Here is a 22,493-nt window from a genome sequence, read left to right as displayed (position 1 = left end):
CCTCTCAATCGTTCTGTCTGGCCAGGCTGGCGGCGGCTCTTTTGTCCATTTCCATCATAGATGGGAATTCGATACCGGCATGTCATTCCGCCGGTTCGGTTGCCCTCAATGCGCGGAGTGCGGCTTCCGCTGATTCGCGCTCGATGCGGGCATAATGCTCGAATTCGTTCAGCACGCTGGCGCCAAGATCACTCTCGAACCGCCTCTGGTTGGGGCTTTCGACGAATTCTTGGCGCTCATCGTCGCCAAGATTGGACTGGAATATACCGGCCGCGCTGACGGGCAGGAAGTCCTCATAGGTGATCGGATCGAAGCATATCACACCGGCGGCGATGAGCGCTTCGAGATCACCCGTCTCAGGATGCTTCTTCGCCTTTGCATCGGGCGCGATGGAATAGGCGAAATAGCCAAGGCCCTGAGCGCGGATTTGTGCCCAATCGTCGGGGAAAGCGCGGAAGACCTGCTGTAACGCCTTTTCATATTCGGCGGCATTGGAGCCGTCAGGCGTGGGGCGGACACGCTGGCGCGTCTCATCGAGAAGCTTGTCATAGAGCGCGCGGCCCTTGGGGGTGAGCGCAATGCCGCGCTGCTCGATCTCGCCGAAACGGGCGGTGTGCGAACCCGGCTTCCATGTGCCATCGCCGTCGATGAAGGAGACCTGCTCCTCCAGCGCCTTGAACGAGGTCTGGCGCAGCAGGATCAGGCATTTGCGTGCCGGCGGCCCCTCGATCACCGCCTTCGGCGCGATGCCGCGCTCCGGCATCAGCCGCTGCACGGCGTCGATATCGAGCGTCCGCGGCGTCAAATGGTTGATATGCGGCCCCTTGAAGGAGACCACATCGGCGATGAGGCGATGCGCGTCGTGCAAGCGGCGGTAAAGCTCCGCGCTTACATTGGCCTTGTCGTGCCAGCGGAAAGTTTCGAGAACCTCAGCGACGAACGCGGCGGCGTCCTCACGAACGATCCCGCCCTGTGTCTCCGCCTTTTCGACCAGCTCGACGGCGCGGGATGTGAAAATGCGGCGCTGGCCAAGTATGCGTTCGGCCTCGTCGCGTAGACCACGATCCGCAATCAGATCCAGCCGCAGGAGCGAGGTGAAGACACGAAACGGGTTGCGCTTCAGCGCCGCATCACCGATGGGGCGAAAGGCGGTGGAGTGGACAGGGACGCCGGCGGAACTCAGGTCGTAATAGCCAACCGGGAACATGCCCATCACGGCGAAGACGCGGCGCATCATGGCAAGTTCAGCCGCCGTGCCGAGGCGAATGGCGCCGTGGCGCTCCTCGGAGATGCGGTCGAGCGAATCGGTCTCTACTAGCCGCTCGCGCAATTGCGGCGCGGCATCGAGCGTTGCCTTGTTGACGTCCGCCACCAGGTCGAGCAGCGTGCCATAGGCGGGCACTTCCTTGCGGTACATGACGGACATCGCCGCGGAGAAGGCCGAGCGGATGTCGTCGGCGGAAACGAAACTCTCTTCTTTCATCGTCAAACGTCTCGCATTTTGGATGAAGCATGATCTGTCGGCGTGCTATATCATGCGGAAAGCGGATAATATCGGGGTCTTTTTGGGCGTGATGGCAATGGATTCGACTATGTTGATGCGAGGCGGGAATGAAACTTAGCCGAAGGCTTATTCCTGACATCGCCACGCTGCAGGCCTTCGAATGCGCGGCGCGGCATGGCAGCTTCACCCAGGCTGCGCATGAACTGAACCTGACGCAGAGCGCGGTGAGCCGGCAGATCAAGGATCTCGAAGGGCAATTGGGGGTGCTCCTCTTCGAACGCATCCGCCAGCGCATCTTGCTTTCCGATGCGGGGCGTAAGTTCCTCCCTGAAGTGCGCCGTCTGCTCAATCAGACCGAGGATACGATGCTACGCGCCATGGCATCGGCGCAATCGGCATCTTCGCTCTCGATCGCCACGCTGCCGACCTTCGGCAGCCGCTGGCTGATGCCGCGCCTGCCGGATTTCCTGAGTTTGAATCCAAGTGTGGCGCTCAATGTCGCCTCGCGCTCTGCGGTATTCGATTTCGACGAACAACCTTTCGACCTCGCCATCCATTACGGTCAGCCGGTCTGGGCGCATGCCACCTGCAGCTATCTCTGCAGCGAGCTGATCGTTCCGGTTGCAAGCCCTGCATTTCTGGCGGAGCATCCGATCCGGGAGCCGACGGCACTAGAGGATGAGCCGCTGCTCCATCTGGCGACGCGGCCGAAGATCTGGGCGCAATGGTTCGAGGCATGCGGCATCGAGGCGCGGTCAGCCTATCGTGGCCATCGCTTCGACCAATTCTCGATGGTGATCGAGGCGGCGCTCGCAGGTATGGGTTTCGCACTCCTGCCGCTTTACCTCATCGAGCAGGAATTGCGCGAAAAGCGCCTCGTCCTCATCTTCGACAAGCCGCTCAAGACGGAGAACGACTATTATCTGGTGGTGCCTGAGGGGAAGCATGAAAACCCGCTGACGCAGACATTCTGTACGTGGATTTCGGGTCAGGTGGGCAAAAACGACTACGAGGTATTGGTTCATTCCGGCCGGGAATGATCTCTTGAGCAAATAGCGCTTCTTTGGGGGCGTCATATCAATGAGAACTGGGATCAATATCCGAAAGAGTAAAAATTCGATGCTTAACGATCCTCGTTCTCACGGTCTCTGGGAAAAGACGGCGCCCGCCGCGCCGCAGACGGCACCGCTGCGAGGCGATGTCAGTGTCAACGTCGTCATCGTCGGCGGCGGATATACCGGACTTTCGGCGGCGCTGCATCTGGCCGAGAAAGGCGCGAAGGTGGCGGTGCTCGAGGCCGTCGAAATCGGTTTTGGCGGCTCTGGGCGCAATGTCGGTTTGGTCAATGCCGGCATGTGGGTGATGCCGGACGATCTACCCGGCGTGCTGGGCGAGGATTATGGCGGGCGGCTGCTCGAACTTCTGGGCAATGCGCCCGATCTCGTCTTCGAGCTGATCGAAAAACATCAAATCGAGTGCGAGGCCGTACGCACCGGTACGCTTCATTGCGGCGTCGGTGTGGCGGGCGTCAAGGAGCTCGAACAGCGTGCCGAGCAATGGGTGAAGCGTGGTGCGCCGGTGCGGCTGCTCGACGCCGGCGAGACGGCGAGGAAGGTCGGCTCGACCGCCTATGCCGCATCGCTGCTGGACTTGCGTGCCGGCACCATCCAGCCGCTCGGCTATGTCAGGGGGCTCGCCCGCGCGGCGATCGAGGCGGGTGCCCAAGTCTTCACCGGCAGTCCCGTTGTTGCGACCGAGCGTGATGGGCAGCGCTGGTCGGTGCAGACGCCGGAAGGTTCGGTCTCGGCGGACTGGATTATTGTTGCGACCAATGCCTATACCAAGGCGCCATGGCCACAGGTGCGGGCGGAACTTGTGCATCTGCCCTATTTCAATTTCGCCACAAAACCCCTTTCCGAGAATATCCGCGCATTCATCCTGCCAGACCGGCAGGGCGCGTGGGATACGAAGGAAATTCTCTCCTCCTTCCGTTTCGACCAGCAGGGCAGGCTCATTTTCGGCAGTGTGGGCGCGTTGCGCGGCACCGGCACGGCGGTGCATCGTATCTGGGCGAAACGGGCGTTAGCCCGCATCTTCCCGGATATCGGCGAGGTGGAATTCGAGGCGGGATGGTACGGCAATATCGGCATGACCAGCGACGCCCTGCCGAAATTTCATCGCCTGGCGCCTGGTGTCATCGGGTTCAGCGGCTATAACGGGCGGGGCATCGCGCCCGGCACCGTTTTCGGGCAGGTGCTGGCGCGCCATATCAGCGGCGAGCTTGGCGAGGCGGATCTGCCGCTCCCGGTCACCGACCCGCAGGAGCAGACATTCCGTAGGCTACGCGAGGCCTATTACGAAACCGGGGCTCAACTGGCGCATCTGGCGGGTACGATCATTTGATTGCCGGAGCGATATCGCCGATATAGTATTGACAGACATTCGTCCCTTCAGGAGCGCGCCATGCCAGATTTTCCTTCCGACGTCCGCTCGATCCTCAATCGCGTCATGGATTCCGCGCCGTCCGATCTGCGCCTGGTCGCGCAGCGCCTGCACGACCATGCGGTCGAGGAGCGCATGCCGGCAGCGGAAGTCAGGGAATGCCTGGCGGAGCTCGGCTACCGCAACATCGCCGAGTTCTGCAGTGATCTTGAGTTGCCGCAGCATGTGGCGGAGCGTTGGGAGCGCTTCGGTGTTTCATCCGAGATGAAGCAGGTGTTCCGCATGCTCATCAACCAGCGCAAGCGCTTCGCCGAAGCGGCGGCCGAATTCGAGAAGCACACGCATGTCGGGCTTCTCGATTTCCTTCGAAGCCGGGGCGTTCTCTAGATCTATTCGGTTTCTGCCGTCAGCGCCTTTGCCGTCTCGCTGTCGGTGATGAGGACGCTTGCGGAGACGACCTTGAGCGCCGCACGAATGGCCTCGATCTTTTCCGTTCCGCCGGCGGCGATAACGACATTGGGAATGCGCGCGACGATATCGAGGTCCATTGCCATCACCTGCCTGTTGACGGGGTGATCCACCAGCCTGCCCTCGGCATCGACGAAATGGCAGAGGATATTGGCGACCGCGCCTTTTGCCTTCAACGGGTCGATCAGATCGGCCGAGACGATGCCGTGGCGGAAGATCGTTGCTTTCGGCGTCAGACTGCCGACCGTCAGAAGCGCGATATCGGCTCTGGCGGCCTTGTCCCTGACCTCCTTCAGCGTCGGCTGGGCCCAAAGCGCCTCGCGCAGTTTTGGATCGTCCACAATGACGGGCGCGGTGATCTGATAGCTGTCTATCCCATAGATTTCGGCGACCTTGGCCGCAACAATAGAGGGGTTGATCCAGCGGGCGTGTGGCAGGCTGCCGACAAGAGCGACGACACTTGCATCTTCGAGCTTGCGCCGCTCGATGAATTTCAGGCTGGCGTAAAGCGTCGCACCTCCGCCGATGGCGAGCGTCATGCCGTTGGTCATCTGCTCGCCCAGATATTGCGCGACCGCATGGCCGATGGCGGTTTCCAGGTGAGCCTCGCTTGAAGGCGTCGGGACAACGACTGCCGCGGAGAGGCCCCAACGGCTTTCCAGCGCGCGCTCAAGCGCGATCTGAGCCGCCGTTTGCCGGTTGATGGTGGTGACGACGATGCCTTCCTCGGTGCAGGCGGCAAGCGTGCGCATGACCTTGACCCGGCTCACTCCGAGCTTTTCGGCTATCTGCTCCTGCGTCATCCCTTCGACATAGTAGAGCCAAGCCGTCTTGATCTTGAGGTTGGAGGAGACCATGGGCAGGGACGGTATGTCCGTCTGGTGCATTTTCTTTTCCATACCATCCTCCTTTTTGCCCCTATATCACTAAGTAAAATAATTTTGCGACTGTCATATAACTGAATTGCATTTCCCATAGTTGGTCTATGTCCACTCGCCTTCCGTGCTTATGCGCGGCAAGCGGGTGTTGGCACGTCCGCGAGAATTTTGTTCAAATGTATTTGACAGGTGACAAATGAACAGGAATGATAAATCCGCACAAGAGAAATGCGCAGATGCTTCGGCAAGGCTGATGGAGGATCAGGCTTTGCCGGGATATAAAAGAGAGGAACAGCCGAAAGGCATTTCGGGAGGAAGCAGCATGAAAACCATTCTCAAGGGGATGTTCGCCATTCCCGCGCTATTTGCCGCCTCGCTTGCCATCAGCGTGGCGCATGCCGAAACGCTGACGCTCTATACCTCGCAGCCGGAAGCCGACGCGGCTAAGACCGTCGAGGGCTTTCGCAAGGTGAACCCGGATATCGATGTCCAGGTCTACCGCTCCGGCACCAGCGATATCCTGAGCAAGCTCGCGGCCGAATTCGCCGCCGGCGCCCCTCAGCCCGACGTTCTTCTGATCGCCGACGCGGTTTCGATGGAGGCGCTCAAAAAGGACAAGCGCCTGCGCGCTTACGAAAAGGCCAATACGGAAGGTTTTCCGGCCGATTCCTATGATCCGGAAAAGACCTATTTCGGCAGCAAGCTGATCACGACGGGCATCGCCTATAATTCCGCCGCCACTGAAAAACCGCAGCATTGGGCCGATCTCGCCAAGCCGGAATATAAGGGCCAGATCGTTATGCCGAGCCCGCTTTATTCGGGTGCCGCCGCCTATCTTCTCTCGGGCTTCGCGCTCAACTCCGACCTTGGCTGGGGCTATTTCGAGAAGTTGAAGGAAAATGAACTTGTGAGCGTGCGCGGCAATGGCGCGGTGCTGAAATCGGTTGCGAGCGGCGAGAAGCCCTATGGCATCCTCGTCGACTTCATGGCGCTCAACGCCAAGGCCAAGGGCTCGCCGGTCGAGTTCGTGTTCCCGTCCGAGGGTGTTCCGGCCGTGACCGAGCCGGTGGCCATCATGGCGACGGCCAAGAACGCCGAAGGTGCGGAAAAGTTCGTCGACTTCATCCTCTCCGACGAAGGCCAGAAGCTGGCGCTCGAGCAGGGCTATCTCCCCGCCAAGGCTTCCGTTGGGCGTCCCACCTGGTTGCCCGAGGGGACGGAAGTGAAGATCATGCCGATCGACACGCAGAAGGTCCTGGCCGAGACTGACGCCGACAAGAAGCGTTTCTCGGAACTGTTTGGCGGATAGGATCGACAGCATGCTTGATACCAAAAGGCATCAGGGCCATGACGCGGCCCTGATTGCGACGGTGACGGTTGTCGTCGCGGCACTCTCGATCCTGCCGATGTTCCGCCTCGGGATGGAGATCATCGCGCCGCAGGGCAGGTTTTCGACCACGGCGCTGCAATCGGCGCTCTCAAGTTCCGCCACCTGGGTGGCGACATGGCATTCGCTGCAGGTCGGCATCGGCGGCACGCTGCTCGCCGTCATTCTCGGCACGGCCGTGGCCCTTCTGATCAGTCTTACCGATATCCGCTTTCGCAGCGCCTTCGTCCTGCTTTTCGTCGCGCCGCTCCTCATCGCGCCGCAGGTGACGGCGCTTGCCTGGCTGCAGCTTTTCGGGCCAGCGAGCCCGTTCCTGAAGCTCATTGGCCTTGCTCCGCCGCTCGGCAGCCGCAATCCGCTCTATTCGACCGGAGGCATTATCCTGCTTCTTGGCGTGCAATATGGGCCGCTGGTCTTCCTTATCGTGCGCGCCGGGTTGCGCAAGCTCCCGCGCGAGCTGGTCGAGGCGGGCTTGAGCAGCGGTGCCGGCAAATGGACGGTGCTCACCACCATCATCCTGCCGCTGATGACGCCTTCGATCATCGGGGCGACGGCGCTTGCTTTCGTCTCCTGCGTCGGCAATTTCGGCATCCCCGCCTTTCTCGGTATCCCGGCAAATTATCTCGTCCTGCCGACCCTGATCTACCAGCGGCTCGCCGGGGCAGGGCCGTCTGTCTTGTCTGAGGTCGCAGTGCTTTCCATGCTGATCGGTATCATCGCCATGGCGGGCATTTTCGCGCAGGACTACGCTGCGCGCCGCCGCGATTACCGCATCGTTTCGACTTCTCTGCCGGCTCAACCCTTCGCGCTCGGGCGCTGGCAAATCGCAGTCGAGGCGGGGCTGGCACTGCTCATTCTTCTGGTGCTGGTGCTGCCGCTCGTCGGCCTTTTGCTAACCGCCCTTGTGCCGGCCTATGGCGTGCCGCTGAACTGGCAAACGGCGACGCTCGCCAACTTCAAATTCATCCTCACCGAACATGGCGCCGCGAGCCGCGCCTTCGGCAACAGCATCGGCCTTTCGCTCGCAGCCGCGGCCTTCGCCGTAGTGCTGGCAGTGCCGCTCGGCTATCTCATCACATGGCGGGAGCGCTGGTGGACGAAGTTCCTCAATCTCTCTGCGGAACTCCCCTATGCGCTGCCGGGCGTGGTGCTCGCCATTGCCTCGCTGCTTCTGTTTTTGAAGCCGGTGCCGGTGATCGGGCTTCACATCTACAACACCATCTGGATCATCCTCTATGCCTATCTCGCGCGCTTCCTGGTGCTGGCGCTGAGGCCCACCATCAGCGGGCTGCACCAGATAGACCGGGCGCTGGAGGAGGCGGCGCAGGTGGCGGGCGCGGGGCTGATGCGGCGGATGCGGACGATCATCTTCCCCCTCGTTGCACCGGCAACGCTTGCCGGCGGCGTGCTGATCTTTATGACCGCCTTTTCGGAACTGACCGTCTCGGCGCTGCTCTGGGCCTCCGGGTCGGAGACGATCGGCGTCGTTATCTTCTCCTTCGAGCAAGGCGGGGATTCGTCCTATGCGGCGGCCATCTCTGTTCTGGTCGTCGCAGTCACCTTCCTTCTGATGCTCTCCACCAATTTGTTCGCGCGGCATCTTCCCAGCGGAGTTCTCCCATGGCGGGATTGAAAGTTAAAAACCTCACCAAACGCTTCGCTGATTTCGCGGCGCTGTCGGATGTCTCGCTCGACGTGGCGGATGGGGAATTCGTCGCCGTGCTCGGGCCTTCCGGCTGCGGCAAGACCACGCTTCTCAGGATGGTTGCAGGCTTCGAGCAGCCGGACGACGGCGAAATCACCATCGGGGGGAAGGTTATGTCCGGGGCAGGCATCAATGTGCAGCCCGAGAACCGCAAGGTCGGCATCGTCTTCCAGAATTATGCGCTGTGGCCGCATATGAATGTAGCGGAGAATGTCGGCTACAGCCTTAGGGTGGCGAAGGTCGATAAAGCCACGCGCGAGAAGCGGGTGGAAGAGGCGCTGGCGCTCGTCAATCTGCAGGGATTCGGCGAGCGCCGCCCGGCCAATCTCTCGGGCGGCCAGCGGCAGCGCGTGGCGCTGGCGCGGTGCCTCGTCGCGGCGCCTTCGCTGGTGCTGTTCGATGAGCCACTCGCCAATCTCGACGTACATTTGCGTGCCGCGATGGAGGATGAGTTCGCGGCCTTCCACAAGCGCACGGGAACCACCATCGTATATATCACCCATGATCAGGCGGAGGCGATGGCGCTCGCCGACCGGATCGCCGTGCTCGACCATGGCAGGCTCATGCAATTCGCCACGCCGCGTATGCTCTATGAAGAGCCGGCAAACGAGATGGTCGCCTCCTTCATCGCGCAGGGCATGGTGCTGCCTGCAGAAATCCTCTCAGCGGCACAGGATGGCGCCTGCCGGGTGCGGATATTGGGGCAGGAGGCCGTGTTGCGCTGCCGTCCGGACGAGATCGCCCGTGCGGATGCCAAGGTCTGTGTCCGGGCCGGCGATCTGGAGGTTGTGGAGATGGGCGGCATCCCGATCCGCGTTAAGCGCTCCATCTATCGTGGCGGCGGCTCGCGCATCGAAGCTTCTCCGGCAGAGCGGCCGGATATCGAGCTGCATTTCGATCTGCCCGATCCGGCAAGGCTGGAGGAGGGGACGCAGGCGCGTCTTGCCATCAGGACCGGCTGGGTCATTCCGCGGGCTGAGGGAGCCGTTCGTTGATCCGCGTCGGGCTCCATGGCGGGTTCGGCGAGAAGGGCCGCACCAGCGTCGGGATCGAGACCGGCGACCGGCGCGTGCTCCTCGACGTCGGCATCAAGGTCGGGGCGACGGGCCGGGATTATTATCCCCTGATCGATGATGAGGCCATTCGGGCATTGGACGCGCTGTTCATCTCGCATGCGCATGAGGATCATGTCGGTGGTCTCAGCTGGCTTCTGTCGCGTGGCTTCAAGGGCCGCATTTTCATGACGGCGGAAACGCTGGCCGAGAGCCCGGAGACGCTTGCCCATTATGGCGAGAGAGCACATCTCGAGGCTTTTCCGCTTGTCGCCGAGGCGGTGGAGCTATTCAGGCCGGGCGATGCCATCGACCTTGGCGGCCTGACAATCGCGACAGGCCGTTCGGGCCATGTGGCGGGCGGCGTCTGGTTCGCCGCCAAGACGAATAGCAGGCGCATCGTCTATTCGGCGGATGTGGTGCCGGACAGCAATGTCTTCATCATGGACCCGTTGCCGCAATGTGACCTGTTGATCCTGGATGCTTCCTATGGCGCTGATCCCGTGTCGGGCAGCGCGCGTGCAAGCGCCATCCGGCAATGGATCGAAGAACACGCCGGCGGCTGTCTTCTGCCGACACCATTATCCGGGCGTTCGCTCGAACTGATGGCGATCCTGCCGGATCGCTTCGCCGTCCATGCCCGCATGCGCGCGGCTCTCGAAGCGCAGCTTGCGGCGGATATGCTTTTCCCCGATGCCATCAAACTGCTCCGCTGGCGTCTGGCCCAGGCGGAGGACTGGCGCGAGGGCCAGCCGCTTCCCTCCTGTCCGCTGATCACCGATGACGGCATGGGCCGGGCCGGGCCTTCCGCCACGGCTATTCCCCTGGCTGACGCAAAAGGCTGTCCGATCCTGCTGACCGGCCATCTCCCTGAAGGAACGCCCGCTCATAGGCTTTACGAGCAGGGCCGGGCGGACTGGATTCGGCTGCCGACTCATCCGACATTGTCCGGTCTTATCGGCATATGGGAACAGGCAGGCAAGCCCTCGGTGCTCGGCCATTCCTGTACGCCCGGCGGGCTTGAAGAGTTGCGTCCGCATCTTGCCGGGCTGCGGGGCGATCGTGTGACCGGCGATTTCATCGACTTGAAAGAAAAATGATCATGCGCATTCTGGTCTGCAATGACGACGGCATTGACGCGCCGGGGCTGAAGCTCCTCGAAGAGGTGGCCCGGCGGATTTCGGACGATGTTCGGGTGGTTGCGCCGGATGGCAAGCGCACGGCGGCAAGCGCCTCGATCACCATCGGCAGGCCGCTCACCATCAAGCATCTGGGCGGCAATCGCTATTCCTGCTCCGGCACGCCTGCCGATTGCGTCGTAACGGCAATGACCTGGCTCTTCAAGGATGGGCAGCAGCCTGATCTGGTGCTTGCCGGCATCAATGACGGGCGCAATGCCGCAGAGGACATCATCTATTCCGGCACGCTGGGCATTGCCCGCGAGGCGACGTTCTGGGGTGTTCCGGCAATCGGGTTTTCACGGGTGAAGAATCCGGATGTGCGCGTGGGGGACGCGGATTTTCTCGCGCGTTTCGTTGAGCGGCTTTGGACGGGGCGGGATGCCTGGGCTTTGGAGGGCCATTGGCTCAGCGTCAACTTGCCCGCCATATTGCCTGCGAAGGTAGCGCAGCCGCGCATCGGCCGCGACAAGATCGGCACCATTGCGGAGATCGTTTCGGAGGAGGACGGGCAGACAGTGCTGATCGTGCCGCGCGGGCGGGCGCATTCGAGCACGCCGGGGGATGAGAACGATCTGATCGACCGGGGCTATATTTGTGTCAATCGGCTGAACTGGTTTGGGGAGACGGGGTTGGAAGACGAGATATTGGAACGGTTAGGATAGGCACCTCTACTTTTCCGGTCCTGTCGAGAATGGCAACACTGTTTTTGCCTCTTTGTCGTGGATCCTCGGGTCAAGCCGGATGACGACTGTAGGGGCAAAGTGGCTTTATGGCGGAGGAGGCGGTTGACGGTTACCGAATGCATCCCTCCCATTGTCATCCTCGGGCTTGACCGGAGGATCCACGGCAAGGAGGTGCCGATATCTCAGCAGCACTGACGCGATCCAGAAAGCGCAGTTTTCGCGTCCAATTACTTCTTCTTCATCGCCTCCGCCAGCGCCGCACCAAATCCTCCCACCGTCGGCTTTTCCTGCGGCTTCGGCGTGAAACTTTTGCCTGTGCTTTTCTGCTGCCGATCACTGCCGCGCGCTGGCGCGGCCTCCCCATCCTTGCGCATGGTGAGGCTGATGCGCTTGCGCGGTACGTCCACCTCCAACACGCGGACCTTCACCACGTCGCCGGCCTTCACCACCTCGTGCGGGTCCTTCACGAAGCGGTCGGCGAGTTGCGAGACATGGACGAGGCCGTCCTGATGGACGCCGATATCGACGAAGGCGCCGAAGGCGGCGACGTTGGTTACCGTGCCTTCCAAGAGCATGCCGGGCTTCAAGTCCTTGATATCATCGATGCCATCGGCAAAGGTCGCGGTCCTGAATTCGGGGCGTGGATCGCGGCCGGGCTTTTCCAGTTCCGCGATGATGTCTCGCACGGTGGGCAGGCCGAAGCGTTCGTCCACGAAGACGCCTGGGTTCAGTGCCTTCAGCGCCGCACTGTCGCCCATCAGCGAGCGGACGTCACGCCCGCAGGCGGTGACGATCTTCTTCGCCACGCCATAGGCTTCCGGGTGGACGGATGAGGCGTCGAGCGGCTCCGTGCCGTTGGGTATGCGCAGGAAGCCCGCGCATTGCTCGAAGGTGCGGTTGCCGAGGCGCGGGACTTTCAGAAGCTCCTTGCGGCTCTTGAACGGGCCGGTCTCATTGCGGTGGGCGATGATAGCTTCCGCCAGCGAGGCACCCAGGCCCGAGACGCGGGCGAGCAGCGAGGCCGAGGCGGTGTTGAGATCGACGCCGACCGCATTCACCGCATCCTCGACCACCGCATCGAGCGCGCGGGCGAGGCGGAACTGATCGACATCATGCTGGTACTGGCCGACGCCGATGGATTTCGGCTCGATCTTGACGAGTTCGGCCAGCGGGTCCTGCAAGCGGCGGGCGATGGACACCGCGCCGCGCAAGGACACATCGAGGCCGGGGAATTCCAGCGCCGCCGCTTCGGAGGCGGAATAGACGGAGGCGCCGGCTTCCGAGACGATCACCTTCAGCGGCTTCGGCGCGGGCATGTCCGCAAGCATATCGGCGACGATGCGCTCCGTCTCGCGGCTCCCCGTGCCGTTGCCGATGGCGATGAGCTCGACTTTGTGCTTGCGGATGAGGCTTGCCAATTCTGCCTGAGTTCCGCGCAAGTCGTTTCTCGGTGGAAAGGGGTAGACGGTGCTCGTGGCAAGCAACTTGCCCGTGCCGTCGACCACCGCGACCTTGACGCCGGTGCGGATGCCGGGGTCGAGGCCCATGGTGGCGCGTCCGCCGGCGGGCGCGGCAAGGAGCAAATCCTTGAGGTTACGGGCGAAGACGTGAATCGCTTCCTCCTCGGCGCGTTCGCGGAGTTCGCGCATCATGTCGAGCGAGAGGTGCAGTGACAGCTTCACCCGCCAGGTCCAGCCTGCCACGTCCATCAGCCAGCGGTCGCCGGGCAAGGTCGCGCCGATGGAATAGGCGGCGGCGATCATCCGCTCCACCGGCTTCACCGGCGAGGTGTCGTCGGCGTCCACCTCGATTTCAAGCGACAGCACGTCTTCATTGCGCCCGCGCAGCATGGCGAGCGCGCGATGGCCCGCCACGGTGGCCCAGCGCTCAGTGTGGTCGAAATAATCGGAGAACTTAGCGCCCGCCTCCTGCTTGCCGTCCACGACGCGCGAGCGCAGGAAGGCGCGATCCTTCATGTGATTGCGCAGGCGGCCGAGCAAGTCGGCATTCTCGGCCATGCCTTCGGCGATGATGTCGCGCGCGCCTTCGAGCGCCGTCTTCACATCAGGCACGTCATCGGTGATGTAGGAAGCTGCCAGTTCCGCCGGAACAAGTTTACGGTCGGCGAGGATGGCTTCCGCCAGCGGCCCCAGCCCGCGCTCACGCGCGATTTCGGCGCGGGTGCGGCGCTTTGGCTTATAGGGCAAGTAGATATCCTCAAGTTCCGCTTTGGTGCTGACACCGGCGATCTTGCCTTCCAGTTCGGGCGTAAGCTTGCCCTGCGAGCGGATGGATTCGACGATTGTCGAGCGCCGCGCCTCCAGCTCGCGCAGATAGACAAGGCGCTCGGACAGCAGACGCAACTGCGTATCGTCCAGCCCTCCGGTCACCTCCTTGCGGTAGCGCGCCACGAACGGAACGGTCGCGCCTTCGTCCAAAAGCCCGATTGCGGCGGCGGCTTGGTCGGGGCGCGCATTGATCTCTGCTGCGATGAGGGGGGCGAGGCGCTTGATGTCTTCTGCCATGTCGGTCTCGTGCTGATCTCAGGGAGGGCAACCATAGTCAGACCGCTCATGGGCGCAATCAAGGCAATGCGGGGAGGGGGTGTGTTCCACAGGAAAGCATTCGCCTGGGGGACTTCACGGCAATGTGATGAGGGCTGTCGCTGTATATCGGACAAGCACGATATATGTATCGACTGTACCCGATCTATGAGGCTACCCATGAACCGCGACGAAATCCTCAAGGCGCTGGCGCATCCGACCCGGCTCGACATGCTGAACTGGCTGAAGGAGCCGGAGAAGCATTTTACCCAGGAGCATCCGTTCGAAATGGGCGTCTGCGCCAGCGGGTTCGAGCGCAATTGCGGGCTGTCGCAATCGGCGGTGTCGGCGCATCTGGCGACGCTTGCCCGCGCGGAACTCGTGACCTCTCGCCGCGTCGGGCAATGGATTTTCTATAAGCGCAATGAGGAGACCATCGCGGTTTTCCTCAAATCGCTCTCCGATCTCTGAAATCCCCCAAGCAAAAGGCATGTATCGATGACCACACTCTTTGATCCGATCAAAGCCGGCGACCTTGAACTCGCCAACCGCATCGCCATGGCGCCGCTGACGCGCAACCGCTCGCCGAATGGGGTGCCGACCGATATGGGCGTCACCTATTATACGCAGCGCGCGACGGCTGGGCTGCTGATCAGCGAGGGAACAGCCATCACCCAGCAGGGACAGGGCTATGCCGACGTGCCGGGGCTTTATGCAAAGGAGCAGCTCGCCGCCTGGCGGAAGGTGACCGACGCCGTGCACGCCGAGGGCGGCAAGATTGTCGCGCAGATCTGGCATGTGGGGCGTGTGTCGCATGTCTCACTGCAGCCGGGCGGAGCTGCGCCGGTGGCACCCTCGGCGATACGGGCGAAATCAAGGACTTATGTCATCGATGCCGATGGCAATGGAACGTTCATGGAAACGTCGGAGCCGCGGGCGTTGGACAGGAGTGAACTGCCCGGAATCATTGAAGATTACCGCCGCGCGGCAAAGGCGGCGGTCGAGGAGGCCGGATTCGACGGCGTGGAGATCCATGGCGCCAATGGCTATCTGATTGACCAGTTCCTGCGCTCAGGGTCCAATCACCGTACCGACGAGTACGGCGGCTCGATCGAGAACCGTGCCCGTTTCCCGCTCGAAGTGGTGGCGGCCGTTGCCGACTCTATCGGAGGAGGGCGCACCGGCATTCGTCTTTCGCCCGTCACGCCCGCCAATGATGCGTCCGATCCGGATCCGCAACCGATTTTCGATTATGTCGCCGGCAAGCTCGCCTCTTACGGCCTGGCTTTCATCCATGTCATCGAAGGCGCGACCGGAGGGGCGCGTGACCACCAGCAAGGGGATAAGCCTTTCGACTATGCGGCCTTCAAGGCGGCCTATCGCAATGCGGGCGGCACGGGCGCGTGGATGCTGAACAACGGTTATACCCGCGAAATGGCGGAAGCGGCGGTTGCGCAGGGCCGTGCCGATCTCGTCGCATTCGGCAAGCAGTTCATCGCCAATCCCGATCTCGTGCGCCGGTTCAAGGAAGAGACAGAGCTGAACACGCCAGATAACACCACCTTCTATGGCGGCGGCGCCAAGGGCTATATCGATTATCCCGCCTTGGCGTAGGCGCATAAGTTCTTGAGCGGGCACTGCCCGCATGATGGAGCACGGGCTGTACAGATGGTCTGCCCAAGACGCTTCATCAGCCAGTGATGTTCTTCGAGAGCGCCGGCATCCCAATTATCGGGAAGCTGGCGCTCGAGAACGGGATAGGCCTCTTCGATGGAGGCCGGCGGCCCGACGAGCCCCAGCCTTTTGGCGATGCGCAGATGATGCGTGTCGATGACGAGGACCCGTTTCTGCAATGTACTGAAATTGAGCGTGGAAGCGGCGATCTTCACGCCGACGCCGGGCAGGCGCTCGAGCCATTGCATGGCTGACCTGACCGGCCAGTCATGCAGGAAATCGAGATCGAAAGCACCTCTCAGGCTGATGATGTTCCGCACCGCCTGCGGGATGTAGCGTGCATATTTCTCCGCCAGCGTGATGTCGGCGATCAAGTTCCACATCTCGTTGAAAGAGGCTCCCTCCAGACCTTTCCAATTGGGAAAGCGCTGCTGTAGACGCTGGAATACATCCCGCGATACCTCGCCATGCGTGCGCACGCTCAGCATGCCGCGGATGAACTGGCTCGCCGGATCGAGCCGCGGCCGTTCCGGCGGCCGGCCGAACGTTTGTGCGAGCTGGCGATGCACAGCCTCCACGGGCTGCGGCGCCTCTATTGGCAGGTGCAGTTGCATGCTCCTGATTTAAGAACAAACAAGGAACGAATGCAACGGACTCCTGAATTACTCAAAGGCCCGCAATGAGCGTTGCGAGCGCCGCCATCCGCTCCTCGTCACGTTTGTAGAATATCCATTGCTTGATGCGTTTCGGCCGCAGCAGCCCGGCCTGGACGAGAATGCGCATATGCTCGCTGAGCGTCGCCTGGCTGATCCCCAGCTTCTCGGCGATGAGAACGGCGCAGACGCCGTCCTCCACCAGGTCACCGTCCACCTGTGGCGAAAAATGCGCCTGCGGCTCCTTCAGCCAGCGGAGAATGGCGAGGCGGCGGTCGTTGGCCAACGCCTTGATAAGATCGACCTCTTGCATTTCGTCACTTTGCTAAGTAACAAAGTGATTGTCAATCCATGGAGCCGCATATGCTTTCCGACACGCCGATCACGCCCGAACGCATCCGTGAAACGGAGCGGCTGATCCGTCCACATATCCGCCGCACGCCGATATTGAAAACGGACGCGGCCGATTTCGGTCTGAGGCCGGGCCGCGTCGGCTTCAAGCTTGAATATCTGCAGCATTCAGGCTCGTTCAAGGCGCGTGGGGCCTTCGCCAATCTGCTGGGCAGGCCGGTTCCGAAGGCTGGCGTGGTCGCGGCTTCCGGCGGCAATCACGGAGCGGCCGTGGCCTATGCAGCCATGCGGCTTGGCATTCCGGCGACCATCTTCATACCGAGCGTCACCTCGCCCGCCAAGGCCGAGCGCATCCGCGGCTACGGGGCGGAGCTTGTCATTGCCGGCGAACGCTATGCCGATGCGCTTGCCGCCAGCCACCAATTCGTCGAGGAGCGAGGCGCTATGGCGGTCCACGCCTATGACCAAGTGGAGACGCTGCAGGGGCAGGGGACCATCGGCTGCGAGATCGACGCGGATATTCCCGATATCGATACGCTGCTGGTCGCCGTCGGCGGCGGCGGGCTGATCGGCGGCATTGCCGCTTGGTTCCGCGGGCGCGTCAAAGTTGTCGCTGTCGAGCCAGAAGGCTCTCCGACGCTGTGGCGAGCATTCGAGGCCGGGCATCCGGTTGACGCCCCGGCGGAAGGCATCGCCGCCGACTCGCTTGCGCCGAAGCGTGTCGGCGAACTCATGTTCCCGATTGCGCAGGCCTTTGCCGAGCAGCCCGTTCTCGTCTCCGACGAGGAGATACGTTCCGCCCAGAAGATGCTTTGGGACAGGCTGCGGGTCGTCACGGAACCGGGAGGGGCGACGGCTTTCGCCGCGCTTTTGTCGGGCAAATATGCTCCGAGACCGGAGGAGAATGTGGCGGTCCTGCTGTGCGGAGCCAACACGACCGCCGTTCATTTCGATTGAGATGCCCTTGCGGGCGATCCGTCAGGCCGAGATGTCCACCACGCCGCAATCGCCGGCCTCGGAGCCGAAGGCGAGGCGGCGGCCGGTTTCATCCCAATCCATCGAGGTGATCGCCCCTTTGCCGGGCCGGCGCAAAAGCACCTCTTTCTGGTCGGCGAAGCGGACGACGAGGATCATACCGTCCGAATAACCCACGGCGGCGATATCTTCCGCCGGATGGCAGGCAACGGCGCTGACCATGCTGTCGCCACGCAAACCCAGCTCCATGGGAGCCTTGCCCATCGGGCCGTCCTTGCCGGAAAACGGCCAGACGATCGCGGCGGGCGCGCCTGATGTCGCCAGCCATTTGCCCTTGATGCTCCACGACCAGTCCTTGACTTTGGAGGGGTAGCCGGTCATGCGCATGTGGCGGTTGTCCTCCAGCCGCCAGCCATGCAGCGCATTCTCCTGCATAGCGGTGACGAGAAAGCGGCCATCGGGCGAAAAGGTCACGCCGACATGCGCGCCTTTCCATTCGAGCTCCACGGGCTTTCCCTCGGTGGCGGCCCAATGCAGCGTCACGCCATTATAGCGGGCGATGGCGAGGCGCATGCCCTTCGGCGCGAAGGCGACGCCCTCGACGCTGCGCGGGTGCTGGAACTCCCTGACCTTGCCGTCCTGCCCGCGCACCCAGGCGTTGCGGCCGGAAGCAAAAGCGACGGCACTCTGCGGCCCGGAGGCGATTGATGTCATCCATTTGCGCGGGAAAGAGGCCAGTTCCTCGGCTTCGCCGTTCAGTCCGGTACGGCAGATGCGGCCATCCTCACCGCCGGTCAGTAGCGATTTCCCGTCGAGGGAGCGTGTGGCGCTGAGAAGCCCGTCATGGGCTTCTGTCACCTTGTGGCCGTTGTCGAGGCGGTGGATGGTCCCATCGGCAAGCGCGAAGAAGGGGGTGCCGGAGACAAAACGCGCGGCGACGCAATGGCCGGTGATGTCGAGCGGGGCTACTGTCGGCATGTCTTATTTGCAGTTCTCGAAGCCGGCTTTCAGCGCGTCGTGGTCGAGCTCGCGCCCGATGAAGACAAGGCGGCTCTCGCGTTTTTCGCCTTCCTTCCAAGCGCGCTGGTGGTCGCCCTCGATGATCATGTGCACGCCCTGCACGACATAGCGGTCCTCGTCGCCCTTGAAGGCGATGATGCCCTTGAGACGCAATATGTTCGGCCCCTGCTCCTGCGTGATCTTCTGGATCCAGGGAAAGAATTTTTCCGGGTCGACTTCGCCGGTGCGCAGCGAAACCGAGGTGACGGTCACGTCATGGATCGGCGAGGCGTGGTCGTGGTGATGATGATGATCGTGATCGTGATGATCATGGTCATGGTGGTGATGGTGATCGTGCCCATGATGGTGGTGGTCATGATCGCAATCCGGGCCGCAGACATGATCGGGATGATCATGGTCGAGGAAATGCGGATCGTTCTCCAGCGCGCGCTTCAAGTCGAAGGCGCCGCGGTCGAGCACCTTGTCGAGCGGGATGGCGGCGCGCTCGGTGCGGTAGATGGTGGCATAGGGGTTGATCGCGCGGATCGTGGCTTCCACCTTATCGGCCTCTTCGGGCGTCACCAGGTCGGTCTTGTTGAGGAGCACCACGTCGGCGAAGGCGATCTGGTCTTCGGCCTCGCGGCTGTCCTTCAGCCGCAGCGGCAGGTGCTTGGCATCGACCAGGGCGACGACGGCATCAAGCAATGTCTTGCCGCGCACGTCGTCATCCATGAAGAAGGTCTGGGCGACGGGTACGGGATCGGCAAGGCCCGTCGTTTCCACGATGATGGCATCGAAGCGGCCGGGGCGGCGCATCAGGCCTTCCACGACGCGGATCAAATCGCCGCGTACCGTGCAGCAGATGCAGCCATTGTTCATTTCGTAGATTTCTTCATCCGACTCGACAATGAGGTCGTTGTCGATGCCGATCTCGCCGAACTCGTTGACGATCACCGCATAGCGCTTGCCGTGGTTTTCGGTGAGGATGCGGTTCAGGAGCGTCGTCTTGCCGGAGCCGAGATAGCCGGTCAGCACGGTGACGGGGATTTGGGTGGCGGCTTCAGTGGCGGGGGCGGATGCGGTTGCTTGGGCTTGGCTCATTCTCGTGCCTCTTTGGCGTTGCGGCGCTCAGCTAGCGTGAGATTCTAGATTGGAGAATTCATATAAGGGAAGGGCGGGGCGAATGCCACATGCAATGCTATAATATTACATCACGTTCGTGCCATCCGCCGGGTTTTGTCCGACAAGGTTTCTATAAAGGCCGGCGCAGGAAAACAACATGCTCCGCGTCCTTATCTGCCGGCAGGGGCCGACGCATCGAAGCGGGAGAGGTCGAAACGATCGACATCGCGCAGGAGCTCGATGAAGCCGGCGATCGCGTGATCGAGCAGCTTTTCGCCGGCTTCGGCGCTGGCGCGGGTGGCGTTGCCGGCGACACCGTCCAGGCTGAGATCACTCATCTTCCAGCCGAAGGCGTGAGGACCGTAGGCGCGCAGATAGCGAAAATCCCTGGCGAATTCGCTTTGTGCATTTGAGAAATCACGCGCCTTTGCCATGTCCACAAGGTCGGGGCGGAGCGCCAGCATCACCGAGGTCTCAATGAAACCGCCATGGATATCGAGCACTTTTTCTTCCGGCGAAATCAACCCCTCCGGCAGGCCGAAGCGCGTCCAGCTGGTGGCGACCGCCAGCATGCCGAGGCGCACGCGCAGCTCGGTCGCGACGACGGTCATCAGCGGCGAGTTGCCGCCATGGGCATTCAGCATGACCAGCTTGCGGATACCGCCGGCATGGAGATCCTGGCCGATGCCGATCCAGCGGTTGACCGCTTCTGCAAAGGCAAGGGTTCTGGTGCCGGCTGCACCCATATGCTCGATGGAGTAGCCGACCGGTTCGGCGGCTAGGAACTGGACGTCGAGATCAGGCGGGAGCGCGGCGGCGGTCCTGGCGGCGATCCCGTCGGCGATGAGGGTATCGGTCTCAAAGGGAAGATGTGGCCCATGCTGCTCATGGGCGCCGAGCGGCAGGACGACGATTGTTCTTCTGTCACCCATCTCGTGCGGCCTCCGCTGGGCGTTTCGGCCAAGGCGCCGGCCGCGCCACGATGGCGGGAGGATCGTATATGCAAAGCCGCATGTTATTCTCCTGTCACATTCCTAAGCCAGCGTAGCGAAGCGGGCATTGGGCGGCAAGGACGGAGCCGCCGATCTGTTCGGAAGTGTTTGCTCTGAAGGGGAAGCCGACTTATGATCTTGCGAAAGTCATTTTCGTGGAGCCAGGCGTATGGGGAGCTCACATGACTAAGGAACGCAAGCCCGCCATCCTGTATCGGCTGCAATCGGCCGCAAGGCTGGGGCGCACCTCGCTTGCAACAAGGCTTCTGGAGCACGGGCTCTATGCCGGGCAGGATGCCATCATGCTGCAACTGGCGACGGAAGACGGGCTGCCGCCCGGTGTCTTGGCGCAGCGCCTCGGCGTGCGGCCGCCGACCGTCACCAAGACCATCGCGCGCCTCCAGTCACAAGGTTTCGTGACGAAACAGCCGTCGGAGAAGGATCAGCGGCAGGCGCATGTCTTTCTCACCGACAGCGGGCGCGAGGTGATCAAGACTATCGAAAAGTCGATCCGCAAGACGGAAAAGGATGCGCTGCGCGGGCTGGACAAGAAGGAGCGCAAGACGCTTCTCAAACTGCTTAACCGGCTTGAGGCCAATCTGTCGGTGCGCGATGCCGTCCGTCCGGCCGACGAGGCAGAAGAGGCGCCCGAAGAAGAATATGTGGAATAGAGCGTTTGACGCCGTAATCAGCAAAAAACCTTTCAATTCCCCAACCGGGGTGGCATAAATCCCGCATAATAATTCAACCGATTTGCTCCGATCGGTGTAGACGAGGTGCGGGAAGGCGCGTTGGCCCAGAAGATCAAGCTTTCGACCATAGCGGATGCGCTGGGTGTTTCGACCGCAACGGTTTCGCTGGCTTTGCGCGACAGCCCGCTGGTGGCCGACCAGACCCGCGAAAAGATCAAGGAGCATGCTCGCGCCATCGGCTATATCTACAATCGCCGCGCGGCCAGTCTCAGGACATCGCGTTCGGGCATCGTCGGCGTCGTGGTGCATGACATCATGAACCCGTTCTTCGCCGAGATATTGCGGTCGATCGAATCGGAACTCGACCGGTCGCGGCAGACCTTCATCCTGTCCAACCATTATGACCAGCTGGAAAAGCAGCGCACTTTCATCGACACGCTGCTGCAGCTGGGCGCGGATGGCGTCATCATGTCGCCGGCGATCGGCACGCCCGCTGCCGATATCCAGCTTGCAGAGGATAACGGTCTTCCGGTGGTGCTGATCGCGCGTACTGTCGAAGAGGCCAATGTGCCGGTTTTCCGTGGCGATGATTCCTATGGTATCGGGCTTGCCACCAATCACCTGATCTCGCTCGGGCACACGCGGATCGCCATGATCGGCGGCACCGACCAGACATCGACCGGCCGCGACCGCTATCACGGCTATGTGGTGGCGATGGAAAAGGCCGGGCTGCCGGTGAAGCCGGAGTGGCGCATTCCCGGACCGCGCACCAAGCAGGGCGGCTTCGAGGTGGCGCCGCAGTTTCTGGCGCTGATCGACAAGCCGACGGCGGCCGTCTGCTGGAACGATCTGACGGCAATAGGCCTGATGAACGGCATCGCGCGGGCTGGACTGGTGCCGGGCGAGGACATTTCCGTCACCGGCTATGACGATCTCGAGGAAGCGGCGATCGCCACCCCGGCGCTGACGACCGTCTGGAACGGCCAGCGCGAGGTGGGTCTCAGGGCGGCGCGCGCGCTGCTCGACCAATTGAACGGCGTTGGCGCACCGCCACGCCAGGAACTCATCAAGCCGGAGCTGCGCATCCGGCAATCGACTGCAAAGCCGAAAAACCGGTAAGACTCATTCTTAGCCGCATGATTTTGTCCGAAAAACCTGCGACTTTTCGGGATCATGCTCCAAATCAGGGAGG

At 62.1% G+C, this 22,493-nt stretch carries 21 protein-coding genes; 13 read left to right on the top strand and 8 right to left on the bottom strand.

Annotated elements, in window-relative coordinates:
• Positions 1 to 82: 82 nt before the first annotated feature.
• On the bottom strand, positions 83 to 1,483 hold the full coding sequence (gene hglS, locus ATN84_RS17255) for a 2-oxoadipate dioxygenase/decarboxylase HglS (protein WP_068882925.1): 1,401 nt from the start codon (positions 1,481 to 1,483) through the stop codon (positions 83 to 85).
• Between the two features lie 128 nt (positions 1,484 to 1,611).
• Between hglS and ATN84_RS17250 the strand changes: the two genes are divergently transcribed.
• From ATN84_RS17250 to ATN84_RS17240, 3 genes are all read left to right on the top strand, one after another.
• On the top strand, positions 1,612 to 2,544 hold the full coding sequence (locus ATN84_RS17250) for a LysR family transcriptional regulator (RefSeq protein ID WP_068882923.1): 933 nt from the start codon (positions 1,612 to 1,614) through the stop codon (positions 2,542 to 2,544).
• Positions 2,545 to 2,623: 79 nt separating this feature from the next.
• Entirely contained in the window at positions 2,624 to 3,907 is a 1,284-nt protein-coding gene (locus ATN84_RS17245) for an NAD(P)/FAD-dependent oxidoreductase (protein ID WP_068882921.1), read from the top strand.
• Positions 3,908 to 3,967: 60 nt separating this feature from the next.
• The gene (locus ATN84_RS17240) at positions 3,968 to 4,333 is read left to right on the top strand and encodes a hypothetical protein (RefSeq protein ID WP_068882918.1); all 366 of its coding nucleotides are present in this window, start codon (positions 3,968 to 3,970) and stop codon (positions 4,331 to 4,333) included.
• 2 nt (positions 4,334 to 4,335) lie between these two features.
• On the opposite strand, the gene ATN84_RS17235 is transcribed toward ATN84_RS17240, so the two are convergent.
• Positions 4,336 to 5,313, bottom strand: coding sequence for a sugar-binding transcriptional regulator (locus ATN84_RS17235; protein ID WP_068882916.1), 978 nt, complete (start codon positions 5,311 to 5,313; stop codon positions 4,336 to 4,338).
• Positions 5,314 to 5,614: 301 nt separating this feature from the next.
• On the opposite strand from ATN84_RS17235, the gene ATN84_RS17230 reads away from it, so the two are divergent.
• The 5 genes from ATN84_RS17230 to surE are packed head-to-tail and all read left to right on the top strand — an operon-like array spanning position 5,615 to position 11,279.
• Entirely contained in the window at positions 5,615 to 6,601 is a 987-nt protein-coding gene (locus ATN84_RS17230) for an ABC transporter substrate-binding protein (RefSeq protein WP_068882914.1), read from the top strand.
• Between the two features lie 10 nt (positions 6,602 to 6,611).
• Positions 6,612 to 8,312: an ABC transporter permease gene (locus ATN84_RS17225; RefSeq protein WP_068883536.1), complete on the top strand. Its 1,701-nt coding sequence runs from the start codon at positions 6,612 to 6,614 to the stop codon at positions 8,310 to 8,312.
• A complete protein-coding gene (locus tag ATN84_RS17220) occupies positions 8,300 to 9,379 on the top strand; it encodes an ABC transporter ATP-binding protein (RefSeq protein WP_068882912.1) in 1,080 nt (359 codons plus the stop codon). The genes ATN84_RS17225 and ATN84_RS17220 overlap by 13 nt, the downstream gene beginning before the upstream one ends.
• Positions 9,376 to 10,536, top strand: coding sequence for an MBL fold metallo-hydrolase (locus tag ATN84_RS17215; RefSeq protein ID WP_068882910.1), 1,161 nt, complete (start codon positions 9,376 to 9,378; stop codon positions 10,534 to 10,536). The genes ATN84_RS17220 and ATN84_RS17215 overlap by 4 nt, the downstream gene beginning before the upstream one ends.
• 2 nt (positions 10,537 to 10,538) lie before the next feature.
• A complete protein-coding gene (surE, locus tag ATN84_RS17210) occupies positions 10,539 to 11,279 on the top strand; it encodes a 5'/3'-nucleotidase SurE (RefSeq protein ID WP_068883538.1) in 741 nt (246 codons plus the stop codon).
• Between the two features lie 248 nt (positions 11,280 to 11,527).
• Here surE and ATN84_RS17205 read toward each other — a convergent pair whose 3' ends face one another.
• The gene (locus ATN84_RS17205; RefSeq protein WP_068882908.1) at positions 11,528 to 13,825 is read right to left on the bottom strand and encodes a Tex family protein; all 2,298 of its coding nucleotides are present in this window, start codon (positions 13,823 to 13,825) and stop codon (positions 11,528 to 11,530) included.
• A 198-nt stretch (positions 13,826 to 14,023) separates the two neighbouring features.
• On the opposite strand from ATN84_RS17205, the gene ATN84_RS17200 reads away from it, so the two are divergent.
• Positions 14,024 to 14,314, top strand: coding sequence for an ArsR/SmtB family transcription factor (locus ATN84_RS17200; protein ID WP_068882906.1), 291 nt, complete (start codon positions 14,024 to 14,026; stop codon positions 14,312 to 14,314).
• A gap of 27 nt (positions 14,315 to 14,341) precedes the next feature.
• The gene (locus ATN84_RS17195) at positions 14,342 to 15,457 is read left to right on the top strand and encodes an alkene reductase (protein ID WP_068882904.1); all 1,116 of its coding nucleotides are present in this window, start codon (positions 14,342 to 14,344) and stop codon (positions 15,455 to 15,457) included.
• Here the strand turns inward: ATN84_RS17195 and ATN84_RS17190 are convergent.
• Both ATN84_RS17190 and ATN84_RS17185 read right to left on the bottom strand, forming a co-directional pair.
• Positions 15,439 to 16,131, bottom strand: coding sequence for an endonuclease III domain-containing protein (locus ATN84_RS17190; protein ID WP_068882902.1), 693 nt, complete (start codon positions 16,129 to 16,131; stop codon positions 15,439 to 15,441). The two genes, ATN84_RS17195 and ATN84_RS17190, sit on opposite strands and share 19 nt — an antisense overlap.
• Positions 16,132 to 16,183: 52 nt before the next feature.
• Positions 16,184 to 16,483, bottom strand: coding sequence for an ArsR/SmtB family transcription factor (locus ATN84_RS17185; RefSeq protein ID WP_068882900.1), 300 nt, complete (start codon positions 16,481 to 16,483; stop codon positions 16,184 to 16,186).
• 50 nt (positions 16,484 to 16,533) lie between these two features.
• Between ATN84_RS17185 and ATN84_RS17180 the strand changes: the two genes are divergently transcribed.
• On the top strand, positions 16,534 to 17,478 hold the full coding sequence (locus ATN84_RS17180) for a threonine/serine dehydratase (RefSeq protein WP_068882898.1): 945 nt from the start codon (positions 16,534 to 16,536) through the stop codon (positions 17,476 to 17,478).
• A gap of 21 nt (positions 17,479 to 17,499) precedes the next feature.
• Here ATN84_RS17180 and ATN84_RS17175 read toward each other — a convergent pair whose 3' ends face one another.
• The 3 genes from ATN84_RS17175 to ATN84_RS17165 all read right to left on the bottom strand — a co-directional run bounded on the left by ATN84_RS17175 (position 17,500) and on the right by ATN84_RS17165 (position 20,549).
• Positions 17,500 to 18,474: a WD40 repeat domain-containing protein gene (locus tag ATN84_RS17175; protein WP_068882896.1), complete on the bottom strand. Its 975-nt coding sequence runs from the start codon at positions 18,472 to 18,474 to the stop codon at positions 17,500 to 17,502.
• Positions 18,475 to 18,477: 3 nt separating this feature from the next.
• Positions 18,478 to 19,596, bottom strand: coding sequence for a CobW family GTP-binding protein (locus tag ATN84_RS17170; protein WP_068882895.1), 1,119 nt, complete (start codon positions 19,594 to 19,596; stop codon positions 18,478 to 18,480).
• A gap of 191 nt (positions 19,597 to 19,787) precedes the next feature.
• Positions 19,788 to 20,549 (bottom strand): creatininase family protein, encoded by a 762-nt coding sequence (locus ATN84_RS17165; protein WP_068882893.1) that lies wholly within the window; start codon positions 20,547 to 20,549, stop codon positions 19,788 to 19,790.
• Positions 20,550 to 20,791: 242 nt separating this feature from the next.
• On the opposite strand from ATN84_RS17165, the gene ATN84_RS17160 reads away from it, so the two are divergent.
• Both ATN84_RS17160 and ATN84_RS17155 read left to right on the top strand, forming a co-directional pair.
• Positions 20,792 to 21,280 (top strand): MarR family winged helix-turn-helix transcriptional regulator, encoded by a 489-nt coding sequence (locus ATN84_RS17160; protein WP_068882891.1) that lies wholly within the window; start codon positions 20,792 to 20,794, stop codon positions 21,278 to 21,280.
• Between the two features lie 120 nt (positions 21,281 to 21,400).
• Entirely contained in the window at positions 21,401 to 22,420 is a 1,020-nt protein-coding gene (locus ATN84_RS17155) for a LacI family DNA-binding transcriptional regulator (RefSeq protein WP_068882889.1), read from the top strand.
• The last annotated feature ends 73 nt before the right edge of the window (positions 22,421 to 22,493 follow it).

The organism is Paramesorhizobium deserti, from assembly GCF_001558695.1.
Taxonomy (GTDB): Bacteria; Pseudomonadota; Alphaproteobacteria; order Rhizobiales; family Rhizobiaceae; genus Paramesorhizobium; species Paramesorhizobium deserti.
This window is presented reverse-complemented; position numbering and strand designations above follow the sequence as displayed.

Excerpts from the sequence above, each read along its gene's own strand:
- ATN84_RS17235 (WP_068882916.1), bottom strand. The coding sequence starts at position 5,313 with ATGGAAAAGAAAATGCACCAGACGGACATACCGTCCCTGCCCATGGTC.
- ATN84_RS17205 (WP_068882908.1), bottom strand. The coding sequence starts at position 13,825 with ATGGCAGAAGACATCAAGCGCCTCGCCCCCCTCATCGCAGCAGAGATC.
- ATN84_RS17250 (WP_068882923.1), top strand. The coding sequence starts at position 1,612 with ATGAAACTTAGCCGAAGGCTTATTCCTGACATCGCCACGCTGCAGGCC.
- hglS (WP_068882925.1), bottom strand. The coding sequence starts at position 1,483 with ATGAAAGAAGAGAGTTTCGTTTCCGCCGACGACATCCGCTCGGCCTTC.
- ATN84_RS17170 (WP_068882895.1), bottom strand. The coding sequence starts at position 19,596 with ATGAGCCAAGCCCAAGCAACCGCATCCGCCCCCGCCACTGAAGCCGCC.
- ATN84_RS17240 (WP_068882918.1), top strand. The coding sequence starts at position 3,968 with ATGCCAGATTTTCCTTCCGACGTCCGCTCGATCCTCAATCGCGTCATG.
- ATN84_RS17185 (WP_068882900.1), bottom strand. The coding sequence starts at position 16,483 with ATGCAAGAGGTCGATCTTATCAAGGCGTTGGCCAACGACCGCCGCCTC.
- ATN84_RS17190 (WP_068882902.1), bottom strand. The coding sequence starts at position 16,131 with ATGCAACTGCACCTGCCAATAGAGGCGCCGCAGCCCGTGGAGGCTGTG.
- ATN84_RS17220 (WP_068882912.1), top strand. The coding sequence starts at position 8,300 with ATGGCGGGATTGAAAGTTAAAAACCTCACCAAACGCTTCGCTGATTTC.
- ATN84_RS17175 (WP_068882896.1), bottom strand. The coding sequence starts at position 18,474 with ATGCCGACAGTAGCCCCGCTCGACATCACCGGCCATTGCGTCGCCGCG.
- ATN84_RS17165 (WP_068882893.1), bottom strand. The coding sequence starts at position 20,549 with ATGGGTGACAGAAGAACAATCGTCGTCCTGCCGCTCGGCGCCCATGAG.
- ATN84_RS17225 (WP_068883536.1), top strand. The coding sequence starts at position 6,612 with ATGCTTGATACCAAAAGGCATCAGGGCCATGACGCGGCCCTGATTGCG.
- ATN84_RS17245 (WP_068882921.1), top strand. The coding sequence starts at position 2,624 with ATGCTTAACGATCCTCGTTCTCACGGTCTCTGGGAAAAGACGGCGCCC.
- ATN84_RS17160 (WP_068882891.1), top strand. The coding sequence starts at position 20,792 with ATGACTAAGGAACGCAAGCCCGCCATCCTGTATCGGCTGCAATCGGCC.
- ATN84_RS17200 (WP_068882906.1), top strand. The coding sequence starts at position 14,024 with ATGAACCGCGACGAAATCCTCAAGGCGCTGGCGCATCCGACCCGGCTC.
- surE (WP_068883538.1), top strand. The coding sequence starts at position 10,539 with ATGCGCATTCTGGTCTGCAATGACGACGGCATTGACGCGCCGGGGCTG.
- ATN84_RS17230 (WP_068882914.1), top strand. The coding sequence starts at position 5,615 with ATGAAAACCATTCTCAAGGGGATGTTCGCCATTCCCGCGCTATTTGCC.
- ATN84_RS17180 (WP_068882898.1), top strand. The coding sequence starts at position 16,534 with ATGCTTTCCGACACGCCGATCACGCCCGAACGCATCCGTGAAACGGAG.
- ATN84_RS17195 (WP_068882904.1), top strand. The coding sequence starts at position 14,342 with ATGACCACACTCTTTGATCCGATCAAAGCCGGCGACCTTGAACTCGCC.